The organism is Neptunomonas sp. (genome assembly GCF_016744175.1).
Taxonomy (GTDB): Bacteria; Pseudomonadota; Gammaproteobacteria; order Pseudomonadales; family Balneatricaceae; genus Neptunomonas.
The window spans coordinates 52,434-71,769 of record NZ_JADGEV010000012.1; the positions used below are offsets into that span (position 1 = coordinate 52,434).

21 protein-coding genes are annotated in these 19,336 nt (G+C 47.6%); 2 read left to right on the plus strand and 19 right to left on the minus strand.

What is annotated here, in order from left to right:
- Both QZZ55_RS07650 and QZZ55_RS07655 read right to left on the minus strand, forming a co-directional pair.
- Entirely contained in the window at nucleotides 1-1,329 is a 1,329-nt protein-coding gene (locus QZZ55_RS07650; RefSeq protein ID WP_293266731.1) for a hypothetical protein, read from the minus strand.
- Nucleotides 1,329-1,589 carry a hypothetical protein gene (locus tag QZZ55_RS07655; RefSeq protein ID WP_293266732.1) on the minus strand — a complete coding sequence of 87 codons (261 nt, stop codon included), beginning with the start codon at nucleotides 1,587-1,589 and terminating at the stop codon, nucleotides 1,329-1,331. The genes QZZ55_RS07650 and QZZ55_RS07655 overlap by 1 nt, the downstream gene beginning before the upstream one ends.
- 213 nt (nucleotides 1,590-1,802) lie before the next feature.
- Between QZZ55_RS07655 and QZZ55_RS07660 the strand changes: the two genes are divergently transcribed.
- Together QZZ55_RS07660 and QZZ55_RS07665 are read left to right on the plus strand one after the other, a co-directional pair.
- Nucleotides 1,803-2,039, plus strand: coding sequence for a hypothetical protein (locus QZZ55_RS07660; protein WP_293266733.1), 237 nt, complete (start codon nucleotides 1,803-1,805; stop codon nucleotides 2,037-2,039).
- Nucleotides 2,040-2,153: 114 nt separating this feature from the next.
- Complete coding sequence (locus QZZ55_RS07665; protein WP_293266734.1) at nucleotides 2,154-3,275, plus strand: DUF3800 domain-containing protein; 1,122 nt, start codon at nucleotides 2,154-2,156, stop codon at nucleotides 3,273-3,275.
- Between the two features lie 45 nt (nucleotides 3,276-3,320).
- Here QZZ55_RS07665 and QZZ55_RS07670 read toward each other — a convergent pair whose 3' ends face one another.
- The 17 genes from QZZ55_RS07670 to QZZ55_RS07750 all read right to left on the minus strand — a co-directional run bounded on the left by QZZ55_RS07670 (nucleotide 3,321) and on the right by QZZ55_RS07750 (nucleotide 19,187).
- A complete protein-coding gene (locus QZZ55_RS07670; RefSeq protein WP_293266735.1) occupies nucleotides 3,321-3,545 on the minus strand; it encodes a hypothetical protein in 225 nt (74 codons plus the stop codon).
- Nucleotides 3,542-5,263: a hypothetical protein gene (locus QZZ55_RS07675; protein ID WP_293266736.1), complete on the minus strand. Its 1,722-nt coding sequence runs from the start codon at nucleotides 5,261-5,263 to the stop codon at nucleotides 3,542-3,544. Before QZZ55_RS07675 ends, QZZ55_RS07670 begins: the two co-directional genes overlap by 4 nt.
- Nucleotides 5,263-5,754 carry a hypothetical protein gene (locus QZZ55_RS07680; RefSeq protein WP_293266737.1) on the minus strand — a complete coding sequence of 164 codons (492 nt, stop codon included), beginning with the start codon at nucleotides 5,752-5,754 and terminating at the stop codon, nucleotides 5,263-5,265. The genes QZZ55_RS07675 and QZZ55_RS07680 overlap by 1 nt, the downstream gene beginning before the upstream one ends.
- On the minus strand, nucleotides 5,754-6,611 hold the full coding sequence (locus QZZ55_RS07685; RefSeq protein WP_293266738.1) for a hypothetical protein: 858 nt from the start codon (nucleotides 6,609-6,611) through the stop codon (nucleotides 5,754-5,756). The genes QZZ55_RS07680 and QZZ55_RS07685 overlap by 1 nt, the downstream gene beginning before the upstream one ends.
- Nucleotides 6,611-8,251 carry a hypothetical protein gene (locus QZZ55_RS07690; RefSeq protein ID WP_293266739.1) on the minus strand — a complete coding sequence of 547 codons (1,641 nt, stop codon included), beginning with the start codon at nucleotides 8,249-8,251 and terminating at the stop codon, nucleotides 6,611-6,613. Before QZZ55_RS07690 ends, QZZ55_RS07685 begins: the two co-directional genes overlap by 1 nt.
- A 30-nt stretch (nucleotides 8,252-8,281) precedes the next feature.
- On the minus strand, nucleotides 8,282-10,507 hold the full coding sequence (locus tag QZZ55_RS07695) for a hypothetical protein (RefSeq protein ID WP_293266740.1): 2,226 nt from the start codon (nucleotides 10,505-10,507) through the stop codon (nucleotides 8,282-8,284).
- 3 nt (nucleotides 10,508-10,510) lie between these two features.
- Nucleotides 10,511-10,870, minus strand: a complete 360-nt coding sequence (locus QZZ55_RS07700; protein ID WP_293266741.1) for a hypothetical protein — start codon at nucleotides 10,868-10,870, stop codon at nucleotides 10,511-10,513.
- Complete coding sequence (locus QZZ55_RS07705; protein ID WP_293266742.1) at nucleotides 10,867-13,353, minus strand: tape measure protein; 2,487 nt, start codon at nucleotides 13,351-13,353, stop codon at nucleotides 10,867-10,869. Before QZZ55_RS07705 ends, QZZ55_RS07700 begins: the two co-directional genes overlap by 4 nt.
- Nucleotides 13,354-13,359: 6 nt before the next feature.
- Entirely contained in the window at nucleotides 13,360-14,106 is a 747-nt protein-coding gene (locus QZZ55_RS07710; RefSeq protein ID WP_293266743.1) for a hypothetical protein, read from the minus strand.
- A 24-nt stretch (nucleotides 14,107-14,130) separates the two neighbouring features.
- Nucleotides 14,131-14,541 carry a hypothetical protein gene (locus QZZ55_RS07715; protein WP_293266744.1) on the minus strand — a complete coding sequence of 137 codons (411 nt, stop codon included), beginning with the start codon at nucleotides 14,539-14,541 and terminating at the stop codon, nucleotides 14,131-14,133.
- Entirely contained in the window at nucleotides 14,541-14,963 is a 423-nt protein-coding gene (locus tag QZZ55_RS07720) for a phage protein Gp36 family protein (RefSeq protein ID WP_293266745.1), read from the minus strand. Before QZZ55_RS07720 ends, QZZ55_RS07715 begins: the two co-directional genes overlap by 1 nt.
- Nucleotides 14,964-14,965: 2 nt before the next feature.
- The gene (locus tag QZZ55_RS07725) at nucleotides 14,966-15,349 is read right to left on the minus strand and encodes an HI1506-related protein (RefSeq protein WP_293266746.1); all 384 of its coding nucleotides are present in this window, start codon (nucleotides 15,347-15,349) and stop codon (nucleotides 14,966-14,968) included.
- A gap of 64 nt (nucleotides 15,350-15,413) precedes the next feature.
- On the minus strand, nucleotides 15,414-16,307 hold the full coding sequence (locus tag QZZ55_RS07730) for a Mu-like prophage major head subunit gpT family protein (protein WP_293266747.1): 894 nt from the start codon (nucleotides 16,305-16,307) through the stop codon (nucleotides 15,414-15,416).
- Nucleotides 16,308-16,348: 41 nt separating this feature from the next.
- Nucleotides 16,349-16,744 carry a hypothetical protein gene (locus QZZ55_RS07735; RefSeq protein WP_293266748.1) on the minus strand — a complete coding sequence of 132 codons (396 nt, stop codon included), beginning with the start codon at nucleotides 16,742-16,744 and terminating at the stop codon, nucleotides 16,349-16,351.
- Entirely contained in the window at nucleotides 16,744-17,865 is a 1,122-nt protein-coding gene (locus tag QZZ55_RS07740) for a phage protease (protein ID WP_293266749.1), read from the minus strand. Before QZZ55_RS07740 ends, QZZ55_RS07735 begins: the two co-directional genes overlap by 1 nt.
- Before the next feature lie 54 nt (nucleotides 17,866-17,919).
- Nucleotides 17,920-18,711, minus strand: a complete 792-nt coding sequence (locus QZZ55_RS07745; RefSeq protein ID WP_293266750.1) for a hypothetical protein — start codon at nucleotides 18,709-18,711, stop codon at nucleotides 17,920-17,922.
- A gap of 14 nt (nucleotides 18,712-18,725) precedes the next feature.
- Nucleotides 18,726-19,187, minus strand: a complete 462-nt coding sequence (locus QZZ55_RS07750) for a DUF488 domain-containing protein (protein ID WP_293266751.1) — start codon at nucleotides 19,185-19,187, stop codon at nucleotides 18,726-18,728.
- Nucleotides 19,188-19,336: the final 149 nt, after the last annotated feature.

Genomic DNA, 19,336 nt, shown 5'->3' on the forward strand with positions numbered 1-19,336 from the left:
CTAAGCCACCTTTAATAGTTGTTGAGCTAAAATACCACTCATTTTGTTACCAGAAGTTGTACTTACCATGCGTGCATAGGTCACTAATGGTTGAATATCGAAGGTATGTAAACCCGCCTCACTTGCATAACACCCTGAAGCAATGGACGAACTGAGACCAACAGTTGGCCCAATGAAGTCGGTTATATTGTAGGAAACCCGATAAATGTTACCCAAATCAAATACATTAAATTGTGTGACATAAGTGGTGCCGCTACCGAATGTTAGTTCGCTACCTGCAATAGTTGTGTCCCCTGTTTCAATCCACGGGGTCGCGTCGTCAAAGGCTCCGCTCAAAACGGTGTTAGCTGAAAGCCAGCCTATATCAATTTTAGTAAACAACTTCGTAACGGTTACGGGCTGGTTAATACGTCTAAGTACCGGTTTATCGGACACTGAGCCGAGAACTCCTATCGATGGGTTAACATCCGAAGAATGCGCATAGTACGCCCTAAAGTGTGTAGCGCCTGCAGGTACCTCCACAACAGGACTCAGCCCTGCTTTTGATACTTCAGCAGTCGTCACATCGTCCAGTGAAAACTGATACATGAACCGTGAAGAGTTAATCCTTGTTGCCAGCAACGTTTTAAGACCAGCTACCGGAATCCATGTTGTTGATCTTGTGGTGGGGCTGTTTAAGTTAGTGTCTGTACGTGTAGTGCCTGCGTCAATATACCCATTAACGTATCCACTAAATAAGTCTGTCCCGAATGGAGTAAGGGTGTTGTGTAATACCGCTTCGGTACCAGGCTCACTTATTGCAATATCAACAACTGGAACACCGGCATCTTCTACTTCAAAATCAGAAACGGTTCCTGTTAAGTAGAAACCACCAGTAGCGCGTCTACCCAGGTGACTAATGATGCATGGCCCCGCTATGGTGCGTGTCAGTTCTAGGTTCCCGTCTATATGTAGGGTGACCGTTGTGCCTACACGTTCAACAAGGTATGAATGCTGCTTCCCGTCTAACATTGGGTCACTGGATACACTACCGGATGAGCCTTCATACCACACACCACACCCGTTAGTCGTAGAGTAAAGCTCTAAACCGTTGGCACCCGCACCACCAGAAAATATGAATTGTCCTGTTGTACGTAACGTTGCAAATTTACCGCGTATTTTAAAATCACCGTTAAGGGTGATCGCTTTACTGAGAGAATAATACATCCCCGCAGCAGCATTAAGTTGTGAGAAATAACGCTGTACAACGGGCGGTACTGGAATACCGCCAAACCCAACAATATGCCCTCGCGCTTTTGCGCCACCCACCCTATGCCCTTTGATTAGCATTACGACCTCAGCAACACGACAGTAGATGAATGCGCACCAAAGGGCGCACGCCCTGAAATGATGCCGGTAAAGCCGCTGAACTGGCGTTCATCACCGGCATTGATCAAATAGCCGGTATCTGACGTGCTCGCTAGGGCTGCTGCGATAACAATCTCAACGGCCTCATCACCACGGTTTTGGATAGTGACATCAGTGTGTGTTGCGCCATCAGCCCATTCGGCATAGCTAGCGGTGGCGGATATTGGTACGGTTTCAGTCATGGTGGGCTCATCTGGTTTAAGTTCGGCAAAATCTATTTAAACAGACGGGCTGTATAAGGCTTACGGGAAGGGGTTCAGTGGTTTATATTAGTAAAATATCTATTAGCTGTGCCTTAGCGCAGTGTTTACGATTCAGTGACGATGTATAGTTTTCGAAAAACACTAATAACCATGAGGCAGTGTTCCTCATAAATATATTAAGGAAGATACACAATGAGTAATCGGCAGTTAGAAGAAATGCAAGAAGAACAAGCGCATAGAGAGCTGGCCACAGAGCTTGGTATTACTTATGAAGATTTGTGTGAATTAGAGTGGAGCACAGACATAAATGAAAGCAGTGATGGATTAATTTACGACCATGTAATTACATTTTCGGAGGACTCGCCAAAGGATATTTTGTCGAAAATTGAAGGGCTAGAAAACGGATGTTCTATTAGAGTTCCGGCATAAGCTACTGAAAAATAATAAGTAGTTTGGCGATTCAGGTGGCGTTTTTTCGGTTTGACTGTTTTATACGTTAAACAAGTGTTACCTGATTTTCTAATTGGGCTTGAGGAGAGCTAAATGTATTTCTATGTGGATGAAAGCGGACAAACTGGTTTAAATCTCTTTGACGAATCGCAGCCCTTTTTATACTACGGAGTTTTAATATCGAGATTTAATTTAGATATTCTTGCAGAGAAAGATTTAAAGCCGCTGAGAAAGAAACTTGATGTTGAAAGGCTACATGCTTCTGAGCTTGGTAATGGCCGCTTAGTAGAGATCTCCAAAGATATTAATAAGATAAAGAGAAAGTACAATTTAAGTTTCGATTTCCATCGAATTGCTAAGGCAGATCATGCATTAATTAGCTTCTTTGATCAGGTATTTGATCAGGGTTTAAATCCAGCTGTTCCATGGGATGCATACTGGACACCACTGAAATACATGTTATTGGGTAAAGTTGCTTATCTCTTCGATGATGAGACTCTAAAAAAAGCTTGGAAAGCTCGAATAACAGTCAACAATGCACAAGCAAATAAACTTTTAATTGAAGTCTGTGAAGTCATATTAGGTCGAGTTTCTTACCTTCCTGACGCTAGATCTCAAGAAATAATCACTGACGGGTTATCTTGGGTTGTGAAAAATGTGGAAGCGATCTCTTACAACATCGATACCAAGAAAGATGGCTTGCAGATTTCACCAAATCTAATAGGCTTTCAGTCGGTAATGCACGGTATTGCATCACGGCTAGAAAAAGAGAAGACCGAAGCTTCTAAAGTGATTGTTGACCGCCAGTCGGAGTTTAATGCCGCGCAGGAGCATATTACTAAATTTTATCAAGAAGCCCGTGATATTCCCTGGGTTAGTGGCCCGGGACTGCCTGTAATGAATTTAACCCATATTCCTAAGGTTCCAATCACTTGTACTGCAGGAACTGAGAGTGCAGGTTTGGAAATTGTTGATATATTTATTTGGATTTTTAAACGGAATATGGAAAATAAGCCTCTAGCAAATGAGCTTGTTCCTATAATTAATGGCCAACTTCGTAGAGGGCGCTACGATGAAGTATCAATTAATGCACTAATGGACAGATGGGGGAAATGGTTTCAAAACTTACCAGAGCCTTCTGAAGAAAGTCTTGAAAAGGCAAGAAAAATGATTGCAGATCAGGAGGTAATAAGAAAGACGCATGTCAAAAACTAATTTATTAAAAAGTTACTATTATGCGGGCGTTCTAGTTAATCTACCCTAAACATCCACCTCAACAACCACCAGGTTAGGCATCAGCCTAATCACTTCTCCATCCCTTACCAGCGCTCTATTCCCAGTACTCACGCTTTCGCCTTTCACCACTACCGTGTTACCGGCGAGGGTTGTGCCGGTGCTGGTACCGTCTCCATTGTTGGCGGTAATGTTTACCAGTTCGTTGTTGGCGCTACCAATAAGGGCTTTGAAGCGTGAGAATACATTCATTCGTAGTGCCTCAATATGCTTAGGTTTTGATACACCACGGCTCCCATTTTAGAGATAGCGATACTGTTAGCGGTGGCAACGCCTTTCCAGCTTGAGCCGTCTTGGGAAACGATCTTGATTAGCTCGCCAATATCCACAAAGCCTGTGCTTTGATCGTAGAATATACGCCCGCTGAAGACTTCTTTATGCCCTGATTTAGACAGCTCAATGCGGCCTCGTTCTGTGTTAGCGATGGCATCGGTGAGCAAGTTATCCACTATATCGGGCAACAAACTATCGCCTGCGGTACCGAGCTGCTTTACTTTGACTAACGCTCCAGATTCTTGGCCTGCCACGTACACGGCGTTGTATTTGATCTGCGGCTGATACTCTTCTGACATCTCGCTAAACAGTGCTCGCGGGATAGTGCGGTCTTCTGTGGCGGTGTCCCAGTGCCAGGCCGAATGGCTAAAGCGGGGTTTAACCGTCAGTTCTTTATTGGCAGGATGCGGGGCAATCACCGCCCCAATCGCATTGGTTAGGCTTAACACTGATGCAATGGGGGCTTTGCCGCTGTAGCTGAATACATTGGCTGGGATCGACCAATCCGGCGCATTCCAGTTGAGTGTAAAGCCTGTACCAAATAGCTCGTTAGTGGCTACCTGTGCGGCGGTTGATCCACTGGCTTCGGTATGTGTCTTTTGTACGCTGTAGGGGGATGAGAGCAGTTTCGTTTTACTGTAGGCCACCACTGTCCATGTCTTATTCGCAAAGCGCTCTGTCTCGCTGATTTTAGAGACAAAGAACTCCCATACATCGCCATTGATGGTGAGCCTTATCTCTTTAATCATGCTGCCCCGTGGTGAGATAAGATCGACGCTCGCCTGGTTCATTAAGCTAGCGTTGAGCGTCCAGGCGTACGAGTCGATATCGCGGCTGAGCGTTGCCTGGCTAAACGCGATAGGCGTTAGATCTGGCAGTGACACTAAATTAACAATATTCATTATATGGTATGCCTTTTCTAATACGGGCGGGTCTGTTGGGTCTGGATCAGGGTCTACTGGCTCAGGTTCGGGCACTAAAAAGACGGTGCGATACGGGCCAGCAATAATGGCGCGATGGCGTGAATGGCCGTATTGGGTGTTTGTGTAGTCGTCTACTTTGCGGGTGTGATCCCAAGGAGCGGTACTGCTTGAATCTACCGGCGACGGTAGCGTATAAGGCTCTTGGGTATCTGGATCGGTAAAGTTAAACGTGAGCTTTGCTGGTGATGCTGCGTATTCAAAATTAAACGAGGGAATATAAAACTCATAAGCAACCCGTACAGGCTTACTCTTGAATCGATAAACTGAGTGATAGTCATGTGCCCATATACCGTCTTTAGCCGGTAGCGCGCCATAAAACGGGGTAAGCGCCTGCAAATCATGGGGGTGGATAACATCGCCGTAAGCTAACCCGTCTGTGATATCCGTCGTATAAATAGCCGTTACAGGGTGTAGGGTTTGACTATCAATGGCGTTAATTATTGAGCCAAATACCAGCGCCGTGCCAGTGTCGATTTTCGGGATAGGTTTATAGGTTAAGGCGTTTAGCGCCTGTTTTGGCACTGGCTTTACCCATGGCATCGATGGTGCGTTATCCTGCGCTGTGGCTTTGTCGTAGCCTGCAGATATGCCATCGCTCACCGTTGCATCAACTTTCTTCCAGGAAGAAACAGCGCCAGCAATAAGCAAAGTCATTATTTAGGCTCGATGGTTGGCTTTAGATACCCACCGGCTAAGGGCTCGAACAATGGCTGGGCTTTAAAAATCACATCGCCCGAAGTTACATTGCCGGTGGTCGGCCAATTAGGTTCTACGCTTCCGCACATACCAGGCGTCAAAGAAACGTAGATATAACGATTCGGTGCAGGAGGATGGATCACTTCCCCTACATTTTGTATGAGCATGCTGGGTAGCCATTCAACGCCGTAATCCATCGTCGCCATCAGCAGCACTTCACCCACATGGGGCGCAATATCAATCTCATATAAGCCGGTTAGTGGGTCGCTTATTGCTTCCCCCAATACCTTTGGGCTCCCTAACGCGGCAAGTGCCGTGACTTTCAGTGCGATAGGTTCATCATACTTGGATATCAAACCACGCACCCACGCATGATAGGTCGGCTCAATTGAAGCATCTAAATTGAATTCAAAATCAACCGCATCACCCACAGGAGGAATATAGCTCATCACGACTCCTTCAGTTTTGGTATAACAGGCCCGTGAACAATAGGCGGGTAATCAGCAGAAAGAGAGGCGAAAACATAGAAGGGTGCGTGATCAGGAGTATCAATCAAATAGTTGCCGTTTACGTCGCTAATGGTCGCCGCATAAAGTTGTCCGGTATCTGCGTGATAGAGCCTGACGTCAGCATTGGCAGGCATGCCGTTTGTAGTGACATTCCCACTGATAAACCACTCAGCAAATGTCCATATTTCAATACGTGATATACGAGCGATTGACCCGTTCCCCGAAACATATTCCCCCTGGTGAATGAGGATATCGCCTGCGTCCAGCAGGGTTGTCGGCCATTCCGCTTGAAATACATCATCGTAATAAACCCGTGCATAACCGGCATCAATCACAAACGTTATTTTGGTTTCATTAAGTAAGGTATTGGGAAAATTAACAGGCTCAAAAGCCTGGCTCGGGGCTCCCTCTATTTTTTCTCGAATATATGCCCCGCTAGCACTGCCCATTGCCTGCGTAGCAAAAATGACTGACGTATCAAGTGACGCATGCCACCACGCCGTTAAGCCTCCTGTATTGGTATCTGTGACAGGGCCAGACCCAATAGAGATATCAAAATACTTACTGTTTGCAGCAGACTCCCCCGTCAGGGTTACCCAAATATCTACTCGGTTAAAAGCCCCTGTACGGCGTACAGCAACATGATTGATGCTGTTTTGCTGCGGTGCCAGTACAAGCTCATCAGTGCTTTGGTCTATGCTGATGCTTCCGCCACCACTGATCACTGATACCCAATCATCTAGTTGAGCGGGATCGCTCCAATCATAGATTGATGAGGGCGATGCACTAAGCGCCATTAGTTAGCATCCCCACGCACTTCTATTTCAATAGCATCTTTCGCTTCTGTGGCAGCGCCTGGTTGTGTAGTACGGATCGCCCACATATTTTGGTTAGCGCCATCGGTATTAAAACGAATCACATTGTTAGTCACCCAACCTGACCCGAATCCTGTAACACGCATAATAAAGTAAGGTGAACCTGTGGCTGGATTAACGGGCGCAATGTCATTACCTGAAACCGAGATCGAGTGGTTATCCAAGACAACCCCTAGCTTTTCACCAATGACTTGAATTAATGATGAGCTAATAAAGCGCACTGTCCAGCGCTCCGACATTGAGCCTTTATTCACTATTTCTATCGGATTATTGATGCTGTCGTATTTGGCTGTTGTGTCGTCACCAATACGAAAATCTGACCAAGTTGGGCTACCTGAATTCCAACTTTCTTGATGGAAAAAATTGAACACTCTCGCCCCCGTATCCCCCCACACCAGCGCGCTGGCCACTTTTGAACCGGCTGGAAAATCACGGTCTGGCGGCGTCGTTACTGCTACGTTACCGGTAATATCAACATTACTCGCTAAACGCATGTTTTCAATACGGTTCACTAATTTATACGGGCCAATAAGCGCGTTAGTTGAAATATCGACCAGTGATAACGGGTCTTCAAATGTCAGCTCGCCCAAGTCACGATCAACGCTGTATTGGTGATAGTCCAGCCGTAAACCCTGAGAGTCGATCACTTCCATTAAGGCCACATCAGCACGCCCACAATTGACCGTTGTACCGGCTGTAGGCACGACGACCTGATCCTCTTCATGAAAAATCACCAGAGTGTCGCCGTTGTTAATCACGGGAACTCTACCGGTGGAAGGTAAGCGCACAGGGTTTAACCCAAGTAATTCAGCACTCATCGGCAAGCGAACTTCAGATACTGCATCGTAGCGGATTGAGTCAGGATCTATAACCCAGCCATTCAAACCAAATAGGGTAACTGAACCGTTAGCTCCATAAAAATCGCCGTCTACTTCCACATCACCAACCAGTCGATTGGTCGCTACATTGACGGTTACCAAAAATGCCGTTTCAGCGACGATATTTTCGCTATTAAAAGGGTCACCATTTTCATCAGTGGTAGCCACGGGCTGTACTTGGTAGCGGCTCCCTCTAATTTGTAACGAACTGGAATTAACATTAGAAATCGACGTTTTAAATGATATATGCCCTGCAGGGCGTTTATTGCTAGAGAACTCATCCACTGTCATGCTGACTATTTTGAACAGCGGTGGCCTGTTAAGGTAGTAGCTGTTAACGACATTACCCATTAGCTTGATAAGACCCTTCACACGATCAAATGTACCGCATGCCACACCTATTCCGGTCAGCAGGTTAAAGCTGATGTACACAACGCCATCCAGCGTTATGTATGCTTGATCTGCAAAATTAAATGATACTTCGCCGACCACATTTTTAGGCACCTGAAAAACAATGCTAGGTTTGTTGGTACTGGTGCTCGATGCAATCACGGTTAAGTTAGCGCCGCTGGGCAGCTGCTCGCCCGCGCCGTGTGATGCCGCAAATGTGAAATCAGCCGCACCGAGGGCAATATTTTTAGCCACCGGTGTCGATACTTGTTTTGTTGTATATGTCACTGCCATGAGATTGCAGACCTTTGCTAAGTAAGTTGACTATGGGCCAGGCGGTGCCGCTCTCCACTGTATTTTTAGTTTCGAGGGCGCTGGGGCTGGTGTAGGTAATCCAGGACCAGGGCTAACAGGATCGACCACAGGTGGGGTTGCTATACCAGGGCCGGAATCATCTTCCGGCGGAACACGCACAACGATATCGGGCTCTGTATAAACAGGAGTGGTGACGGTGGTGGTTTTGATGCCGCTTGATAACCCATCCGTTGGATGAAAAACAACAGTGCCTGCGCCCGTATTAACCACCCAGTTTGAAAGGGTTGGTGTTGGACTACTAAAAACAGAAGCCAGGCTAATATAGGTGCTGCCTTGCGATAGCGAGAATAACTGGCCAACATTATTAACCATAGCGGTAAATGTCGTGCTGGCCCCTAAATAATCCATGACAACGGGGTAGCTGATATAAAAATCACCACTGGCCATTGCTCCAACCAATACAGTGACAACACCGGAGCCATCAGGCACGTTTGTTGTGGTCTGTGGCGTGTACTCACTGCCGGCGCCTGCATCCACATCGTAGTCATATTTAAAATATGTCGGAATGATCACAAGACCGGCGTAAACAAATTCACTGACGATAATCTTGTTGGTCGCGCTATCAAATACTGCGTTGATACCGCCATTCCCCGACACCGTAGTGAATGTCTTTCCGTTCCATACGGCTTTCACCACAGCGTTATACGTAAACTCTAGGCTGATTTTGTTAATGTTCTCAGCTGCAAGGGGAAGCTGTATTTCATACGATTCATGTGGGTCATAGTCGCCTACTAGGCTTTTATATCCCCACGCCGACGCCCATGTATAAATGATTTTAGAGCCTACATCCGGCTCAGCACCCAGCGTGACTGATATCGTTGCCGTGCCGTCGCCGTTATAAGCTACCGCACCTACGCCTATATCGGGATCGCCTCCCAACTGAGTAAGCCCTGTAGACTCAATGCGATACCATTTTCCACCACTGCGAAAATCGATTCGCAATGACGCGGGTGAAGGTGGCGGTGAGATGTTTTTCACAAAAACCAAGCTGTTGTTGAGCGTTGTTATATCAATGAATGACGTAAATTTAGCGGGCACAGTAGCAATCGAGGTTGGTGTAAATGAAACGGCTATCTGGGTACTAACTAGAGACGTTGCTTTTGTGTAAAGAATGCCATTGATATAGTCGATTCGCGCCGAGAATCCATAACTTGTACCTGTCATTACTCCTGAACCATCATCAATAGCACCAAAAATAGGCGCTATTGATCCTGGCTCTATAGGCATACCCGTCGTTAATTCGACTGAGTAATTATTAGCAGGTTTTGGATACCATGCCTGGGAGGGAGTGGCTATTTTGTCGGCATAAGTAGGCAGTAAATTCGAGTACTCATTAAGGTCAGTTGCCGTCAACAGCACATTCAGATCTGGCGTGCCTTGTTTGTTGACCATAGGTGTCTGCTGCAATGTTGAAGGTACTAATTGCTGATGAATTGAATCAATAACTAGCCCTGTTTGCGCTGTGGTGAAATCTTCAGTGAGTGTTTTTGTGCCATAGAACTTTGTCGCGTTTGCAATAGCGGTATGATACGTATTGACGGCGGAAACATTGCCGCCCGGGTTAAATGCAGAGCCCGCAAAATCGTATTCTAATTTTTGTGTAATCGTAACAACGGATAGCTTTCGTTTGTAATCGGTAAAGCCCGATCCTGACGAATGGCTCAAAATTACCTCTTGGTCATCAACCCCTTGCACGCGGACATACTGTGTATTAACACCATCTTTGATCACGTAAACCTCACCAATCTCGGGCGAGTCATTTTCAGGGCGGGACAAAAAAGTCAGTGCCTTCATGCCTTCTACATGGTTGCCGTAAAGGTAAAAAATCGCCTCATAACTCAGCGATAAATACGACTCAACCCGCGATTGTGCTTGTATCCGAGTGTCATGTGGGTCGTTGGTGTGCGCTAACACGACAGACACTCGGTCATCTGCGGGGTTACTTCTAACGATGGCATGTGCGCCGTAGTAAATATCGGTGTTCTCTGTAATGACAGCTGGAAACATCTTGCGCAGGGCGACATCGCCATTAACCGTATCGATACGCGAAATATCAGGAAACAGGTTGTTTATCTCACCATCTACGATTTCAACGCCGGTCATAGATCCGCCGCCGTTATCATTGTCGGTATTGTCCTGGGCTTTGTATAAGCGGATATCGTTGCGGGTAATCATCGGTTAAACCTCGATAAAGCGTAAAGTGGTGTCGTAGTAGTCGTTGGCGTCTGGATCGGCGTAGCCAACCAGCTCGCGGGCAGCAATAGCCCCATCGACATAACGAAAGCGCACGGTGTAAGCCACGCCATTAAAAGTAAGGGTGTGTTCTGCCGGTGTAGCAGCCAGTGTGCGTAGATTTAACAGCGCGCTGCGTGTAACCAATCCGCTCAAATTAATGGGCCGTCCGGCCAGCTTTACGCCGGTTTGAATGATGAGCGAGCCACCTGTGGCGTAGTCGGTGGTTTGTTCTACCGGAAGCCATTCCAGCTCATCCGGCCAGATTAGGTCATCGGGTAAGGTAATCGCATCTAAGGTGTTCATGAGGAAACAAACCTCGCACCTTCAAGTTGTGCCAAAAGTTGCGTTGCACCGTCATTATCAAAGTCGCCGGTGTAGGTGCCACCGGTGGCGTTTTGAAACTCCACGCGTACGGTCTTATTGGGCGTAGTTTTGCTGCTAGGGGCTGGTGTATGGGTGGCGGCTTGCTGCTCAGCCGCTTGTTGCGCTTGTGCCTTATTCCGCTTTATTTGATAGGTCTGCTCTAATAGGCGAAGGGCTGTTCGTGCTTCTGATGATGCATCGCTATTGTTCTGCTTATATGCAAGGTCGGACTGTTCTTGCAGTGCCTCACGCTTTCGCTGATAAGCCCGCTCTTCAATCGCTACTGCATCTCCATTGAGCCGGTCTAATTCATCACGCAAACCATCGACGGTGCTTTCTAACGAGTCAGTCAGGCTGTCCATATCTGATTTGATCGCTGAGATGGCACTACGCAAAGGGGCTAGCTGCTGATCACCGAGTAAATCGAATGAGTTAACGGCTTGCTCTGCCTTCTCAACCATTTCCTCTGTTACAGCATCAGCATCGGTCAGGCTTGATAGATGGCGTTCCAGTGATGTTTGCTGCTGATCATAAGATTTTTGCAAACTGACAGCGGCTTCTTCAGCACGCCAATAGGCATCCGCAAAGTCTTTCACGTAGGAGAACGCCGCACGTGGGAGGCTACCAAACTTGTTAACGGCATTCGCCATACCATCAGCCAGGCGATCATACGCGGCCCCCATTTGCTCGCTGGCCGCGTCCCAGGCTGCACCGGTTTTGCCTGCTAGCGATAGGGCTGCACCACGGTTAGCGCGGACAGATTCGGTATTTTTATCGGTGGCGGCGGTGTTGTTTTCAACGGCACCGGTATCTTTTTTGGTGGCGGTTGCTTTCTTTTCTTGTGACTTAGCAGCCTCATCCAGTGCGGCGAGATGGTCTTTAATACCTTGTGTCGATGTCGTAATACCATTAACGGCACTTTTGGCACTCTCTGCTTTTTCGGTAATGTTATCTAACGCGCCAGATACCAGATCTAACCCTTGAACAATATGATCTGCTGAGACGCGACCCTCGGCACCTAGTTCACTGAAGCGGGCGGCAAGTGCGGTAACGTCTGATTCTGTGTTGATGCCATCAATAAAAGCATTACGGATCTGTTCGCTGCTTGATGTGGCACTGTTGGCAATAGACTCGAAATTGCTAACAATTTTGGTTTTGGTCGTCTCAGAGATCGTTGCTAAGGCAGTGACCGCTTGCTCTGCATCGCTAAAACTTTGGCCGTTGAGCGTATCCCATGCGGCTTTAATGTCCTTTGAATCTTGCTCTAGTTCTTTCTTAAAAGCATCGCTCACCGCTGCCATGGCACCGGCTTTGATACGCAGGTTTGCGGCAGCATCATCCAGCTGTGCGGCTTCAAGGCCGCTGGCTAATGAACTCAGGATGACCGATATTGCAGAAGAAACAGACCCGCCAATGGTTTTAACGCCCGCCGTAAAACCGTTAAATATCAGCGAGAACCCAGCCACTGTTTTTTCAGCACCGCTCACAATGAGATCGAAGTTGGCTACCGCATCATTAACAAAGTCTTTGGTGCGTGTTGCTACTTTCACCAAATAATCAGAGATCTGCTGGGCGTACTCTTTTAAACGACCGTCGGCGGCCATCTTTGCTGCCAGTACGGTTAACTCTTGAAGCTGGTCTTTAGCGAAATCGAAGATACCGGCATCGGCGATCTGACCGACGAAGTTTGTCCAAGAGTCTTTAATATTACTAACTAAGCCGTTCCAGGTACGCATCTGTTCAGCAGCTGCGCCCTGAGAAGATCGGCCCATCTCATCAATGAACAACTTGATCTCTTTGCGACCTAACTTACCTGCAGAGCTAAGCTTTTGTAGTTCGGCTGTGTTCTTACCGGTGGCTTTGGCGAGCAGATCCCACACCGGTACACCACGCTCGATCAGCTGGTTTGCTTCTTCTTGCTGGAGTTTCTGTTTTGTCCATGCCTGGCCCACGGCAAGAATGACGCCTTCCATTTTCTCCTGGGTAAAACCTAGCTTAGAGGTTTGGTCGATAATGGCTTGATAGCTGCCATTCATTGGATCGATCCCTAGAGCTTTCAGCTTAATAAAGCCTTCGGTTACACCGGCAAGATCGGTCGGGGTTTTAGAAGCGAAGTCTTTAATCCAAGCCGTGGCTGCTTCACCGGCTTCAATAGACCCCATCATGGAATTGATCTGCGTTTCGAGTTGCTCGAACCGAGCGCCGGTGCCAATAATGCCGCCAATGGCTTTTTTCAGCGCATTGATGCCCAGGTAGGTTCCAGCGAGGGCGATGACTCTTCGGGTTAACTTCTCAACTTGCTGTCCCGCTGTATCAGACGCTTCGCCGGTACCGTTTATCGCACGCCGAAATCTACCCAGCACATTGCTGGATAGATCACGCGCCCTAATAACAATGGAGAGTGCTGTTTCGCGCAAAGCCATGACGGATTAGTCTTCTTGATCAAGGTAGAAGGGGGCTGTTTCACCGTTACGCAGAAGGACTTTACCGCCGAGCGTGGTGGTGACGTACTCGCTGGCCATCAAATCAACTGCGGCGGTGGGTGCCAGTGAGACTTCGGGAATATCGCACTTAACGGGTAAGCCGGTGGCTAAGTTGATACCGTCCAGAAAGATACGGGCACGAATGGTGGGGCGAATGCCGCCGTTAATACGAGAGCCTGCAATGGCTGCGTGATCGTAGGTGAGTTTGATATCTACGCCTGCTTCTAATACACCTCCGGCCACAGCGCGGACTAAACCAGCGGCATAGTTGATCTCATAAGCCGCCGCACTGACGGGGCTATCATCTGAGGCCAGCTTTGCACTGATGCCTGCTTCGGCCAGATTACTATGCACTAACTTTGTCCAGCGGCCTTTCGCTAATACGCTGACAACCGCATCGGCTACGTTTCCTGCACCCTGATTAATCGCATCAATCTCACCCAGCAACGCCATGGCCAGCATCTCTGCGGGCTGATCATCAAACGCGATGGCTAGTTCGCTCGGCTGAGCAATGGTGACACTGTCTAAGGCTTGGCCGTATGAGAGTTTCTTTTTAGAGGAACGGTCTTTGGATTCAGAGGGGGTGTTGATCTGCAGCTGTGTGGCATTCAACGGCCCGACTAATCCTGTGGCGTTTCCGGTGGCATCAAAGCGATCAAAATACACATCGCCTGCTAAGAGTAGTCCGCTCATGGCGTTCTCCTGTTGATTATTAAATTAACGTTTAACGCGGAAAGTAATTTCATAGGCCATAGGGTAATAACCAAAGCCTCGGGTAAAACTAGGCCGACCAGCGTTTACTCGCTTAAAACTGCCTAACGGCCCATGCGCTCCAGCCATGTGTTTAAGCACTTTGGCTAGCAGCACACCGGCTTCGCCTTTTTTGCGCAGGTTGACAGCGAGCACGATCACCCATGTTTGTTTCGGATGAGATAACGCGCCTCCTTGCGCATTATTTGTCACAGTGTCGCCGTTGTAGATCACATGTAGTGCGGGTGTGTTTTGAGCTTCTTCTTTCATCTCTGCCAGGTCGCAGGAGCAATAAACTTTACGGATACCCTCGATTGATCCGAGCTTTTCGACTAAGTGGCCTTCAGCGGCTAAATAGTCCTCCTGCAGATCAAGCATCAGATAAAGTCCTTGCTGTTCCGGCGACTGAACACACTGCCCGCACTGCTGATTTGTGCGGTGTTATTGCTAGGGCTGGCGTCGCCTTCGTCGGGCATACCTAAACTAATTGAGCCCTTGCCTAGCTTAGTTAAGAAACTCACCGCACCGTCGTAGCGCTCTTTAATGCGATCTGGCGCATGTTCGTCATGCAGTAAGTAGCGGGCAATATCACAGCTAATGCGTGTAAGTACTGCCGGTATCGTTGGTAAGGGCAAGGTATAACGCCCGCCTAAATAACCATCGATCTCGGCACTCGCATCAGCCAAAGCTTGATCCAATACGGCATCATTAATCACACCGGCATCAGCATCGTGATCGGTGAGCAGGATCAGCTCCTCCTCACCAAAGCGCGTGGTCATATCTGCTTTAACGGCGTACATGATTACGCTTCTTCCTTCGCTTTGCGGGATTCTTCAATCGCGGTGATTAATGAGGGTTTATCCATGCTTTTGTAGCCAGGGATATTGCCAGCATCAGCAATCACTTTTAGATCAGGGACAGTCATGTCTTTCAACTTTGCACCCACACTGTCCGGCCCCACGGTCCCTTCCTCGTTGTCTGCCTGATCTGTTTCAGGCGCTTCGACAAACTCCACGACCAGGCGCGGCTCGCTTTGAAGCTGCTCCAGCTGTCCTTTAGAAAAATCAGATACTGGGCGAGTGGTAGGCTCTGCCGGATGCGCAATACCGGCACGGCGGAAACCTTCAACGGCGGCGGTAATGCGGATATGACTAGCGTTATGACGGTTGATAATAGTTTTAGGCATTTCATTATCTCTCCTGAGTAACAGGAGGCGGGGCTAAGCCCCACCTACATAAAGGGTGTGGGGTTTATGCCAACCACGGGCAGACGAGCAGTTCTACTTTTTTGTAGCTGGTGTTGCTGGCACCATTCGCTTTATTCATGGCTTCGAGCAATGTCTCAGCCTTTGACATATTGTCTGGGCCAACCACCATGAGGTCGGGAATAACACCCAGCGGTGAACCAGCATCGTTTTTCAGTTTGGTCATGGCGATACGCGCCGCATTGAAGTTATCTTCATTCAGGTCTGCTTTAGAGCCAAACGCTAACTGCCATAAGCCAAAGCCAGCATTACAACGAGCATCAGTGCCCCAAATAAACTCATTCGTCATAAATACATGATCTGAGTTGTTTGGGTCTTTCTTCATCACCAGGTTGAATGGGCGGCGGGTTTGCCAGATCAGCGGCTTGATAGCGCGCTTAGTGCTGAGTAAGTACCAGCCTTCACCTGCACCGGCTTGCATGTTGGATACGGACTTAACAGCATCACCATTGCCGACAGGGTGATCGGTATCGAAGAAGTTTTGCTTGTCGTAGCACGGCGTAGAGAAGCCCTCTTTCAATAGCGCGAAAACCATTACGTCCGGGAATTCGGCGGCATCTTGGCCCATCTGTGCAAACAGCGGTGTATACACACCAAATTGATCGTCTTCGATGGCATTACGAGCAATGGCTTCGGTCTTCTCAAACTCACGGTTTTTGATGGTGAAGTCGTGATCTTTCAAGCGGTTAATTGCACGTTCGCCCAACCATTCACGGATCTGACTAGAATTACCCAGCCATGCATAGGTGTTGGCTGCACCGGTTGATGGGATCACCGTCGCTACCCGCTGGTATTGTGACTGCGCGCCCGCAAAGGCATTGTTGAATGACGTTCTAACCGCCGTGTTCAGAATGCTGAGGTTGCTAGCATTGATTTCCATGTGTCTCTCCAAAAATTAAAGTAAGGGATGCTCTTGATCGATTACTCGATAAAGACCCACACGCCACCGGATTCAACATCCTCAATACGCCCAACAACAGAGCTACCGGTACTGACGGCTGTCACGGTCTGATCATCTGAGATATAGGCAGTGGAACCGATGTGTGAACGGTCAATATCACCGGCATTAGCCAAGAAGTGCGCACCCACTTTGGTGACAATAGAGCCTGCGCCATCAGCCCCCGCTACGTTGTTACTGGCATGTTCAGCCACACCGCGAATACGTAAGCCAGCGGCTGCCGTGGCCGGTTGAGCAAAGCTCGTTGCGTTAAGCACAATCAAAGCACCGGAATGAATCACTGCACCGGCGGCTACTGGATCAACGTGTGAGCCTTGCGCACGGCGTAGGGTATTGCGGTTAGTAGTGAGGGCTGACATTACGCATCACCTTTCTTAGTTTTAAGGAAGTCTGCTTCAGAGATGCCGGTGGCTAGACACACTTTTTTCTCGTCAGCGCTGAGGGTGGCCAGCGGATCGGGGTTGTCGGCATCCGGTTTTTTGCCATCAGTCTGCATGGCTGCCAATGCTGCAATGGGTTGTGACTTATCCAGGAAGGATTGCAGGACTGCCAGATCTTGCTTACCTAGGTCACGTGCCCAGGCTTCCATCGCCGGAACGAGCCTGCCTTCCTGTTTAGCTTTATCGATAACCTGATCCAGTTGGGTGGATGCGCCTTCAGCTGATAGCACCGCAATCTGTGCATGTAACTGGTGTACCGCCTCGACCGGCACATACTTAGCAGGATCTACAATCGGAAGCGTGTTGCCCGCTTTAAGGGCGACCACTTCGGTGGCTAGCGTGTCAGCTGAGCCTGCTTTCGTTTGCAGCTCACTAAGTGCAGCGAGAACTGCTGCAGCGTCGGGCTCTTTGCCCTCTTCTACTTGGATGCCTAATTGCACCAGCATCTTCTTCAATAATTCATTCATTGAATGCTCCGTCTTTTTAGAGTCAGGATTGGGGGTTTTAGGGTTAAGGGAGAGAGCCGCCAGCGCTTCAACAGCTTGCATGCCATCAATGCCTGGCCGATTAACTAGCGCAGCCGAATGCAACCGCAATAGGCGTCCGGTGGTGGCGTCGTAAGGGAAAACAGCGGAGAGGTATTTGTACTCACCGTTTTTTATGAAGTCAGTTGCACGAGGTGTCCACTGCGGTTTAATCCATAAACCGGAACCTTCGCGCCATTCCATTGTTTTAAACCAACCGGCAGCAGGTGCGGGTTGGCCGTTCTCTTCTGCTTTTAGGGTTTGGTGTTCGTAGTCGATGACAAGGTCATTAGTGCGATCATTAGCCAGCGCGATGAGCTGGTTAGCCACCTCCGCATCGATAAACCAGTGATTACCTGGTACATCAAACGGGCGGCCATCCACGGCACGAAACTGCCCTGCAGGTAATAGCTGCTGCCAGCCATTAGCATCGGCTTTTAAGTCGAGTGAAAGTACCGCAACCGGCTCGGCTGTGGTGGTGAGTATTGCTAGAGGTAAAGGGCTTGATGTCTTCATGCCGCCAGATTAGTGAATCTGGCGGCAAGAGATTAGAGGAAGAGGTTCAGTGGTTTAAAAAAGCCCTTTTTGAGCTTCAATTGCTAACCCATCCCCTTGAAAACGCAGTAAACCAATAATCATAAATTGATGCGGTCTTGAAAGTTGAGTCCCCATAATGAAATGCAAATTGCTTGATGGGATTTCGAGTTGGTATTTCTGGGAAAGCTTATCGAATGCTTCAGAACGGTATAGTTGTTTGAATTTATGGTAAGCGGCTTGAACTTCCCAATCATGAATAGTCATATCATGCTTAGTTTTAGCTGAAGTAAAGCGATACTTAAAAACTGTTTCAGGTGGGGGGATCTTATAGTCATCTCCTTTACTAAATAACAGCTGTTGCTCTCTAATTAAATTGATTGATTCTTTTTCATCATCAGAGCTATTCGAATAATTTTCTTTTCGGAACTTTAAAGAAGCAGGATCGGGTCTCACAATGCCTAAGCTAGTTTTTTGAGTACTATGATTTTCATCCTTTAGATCCTGAAAACTAGGTGACACATATGAAAGCCATAGCTTATGGTGCTCTTTAGAAGCAGCTTTGCTAATAACTTTAATCGAGTCAGGAAAAACCTTATAGCTTTCTGGCCTCCAATCGGTATTGCGGTCCTGCCAAACTTCCGCTTCTATCCAATCAAAGCGTTCAAATTTTTGGTTAGAATTTAATGACATATATGGAATGGGATACAATCTTACGAACTCACCCTCATTCGTTATACCCGCACAACAAACTGTTTGACCATATTTATGACTGGGCTGTGGGTAAGCCTTAACTAAGATGCATATGCTTTTTCGAATCCTTTCCATTTTAAATTTTGTCCTTAATTCACTTTCAGGTGCCTGACCGCTGAGCTAGTTAGCTTGCTTAATTCACGCGCTACTGATTTTCGATGGCAAGTCATTACGTCCTTTTCAAAGCACATGAGAGCAACGTTTCCACTCACTTCAGATGTAACTCTCTCTAAAATTTCATTCTGATCGCTTAGATATAAGTCAAACTCAGTAAAGAAATTTTTATAATTTTTTGATTCATACAATCTTGTTCTAACTGGCTTGGGTGAACCAAGGGACTTTTCGTGCTTATATTCTATTCCAACAACTTCTAAATGAGAACGAAGCTGATTTTTAGAAAAACCTTTTTTCCTAGATATTGGGAACTCTCTCACATCAAGAAGAACATCAATGTGGTTACTTCTTAACGTATCCAAAAAATCAGATATGGTTGTTCCTTCATATCCAATAGTAAATATAGTACCCATATTTTTTCTAAGCTTCTCAGCCAAGCCTCCACTAATAGTTTTGCAATTCAACTTATATGTTTCGAATATTAGCATTAAATAGCCAACAATTCCCCGTTAGACCCGCGTTAGAAATCCTTTTCACATCTTTTCCGTATCAACAGATGCCTTTACTGATCTATGCCCTTAAAACG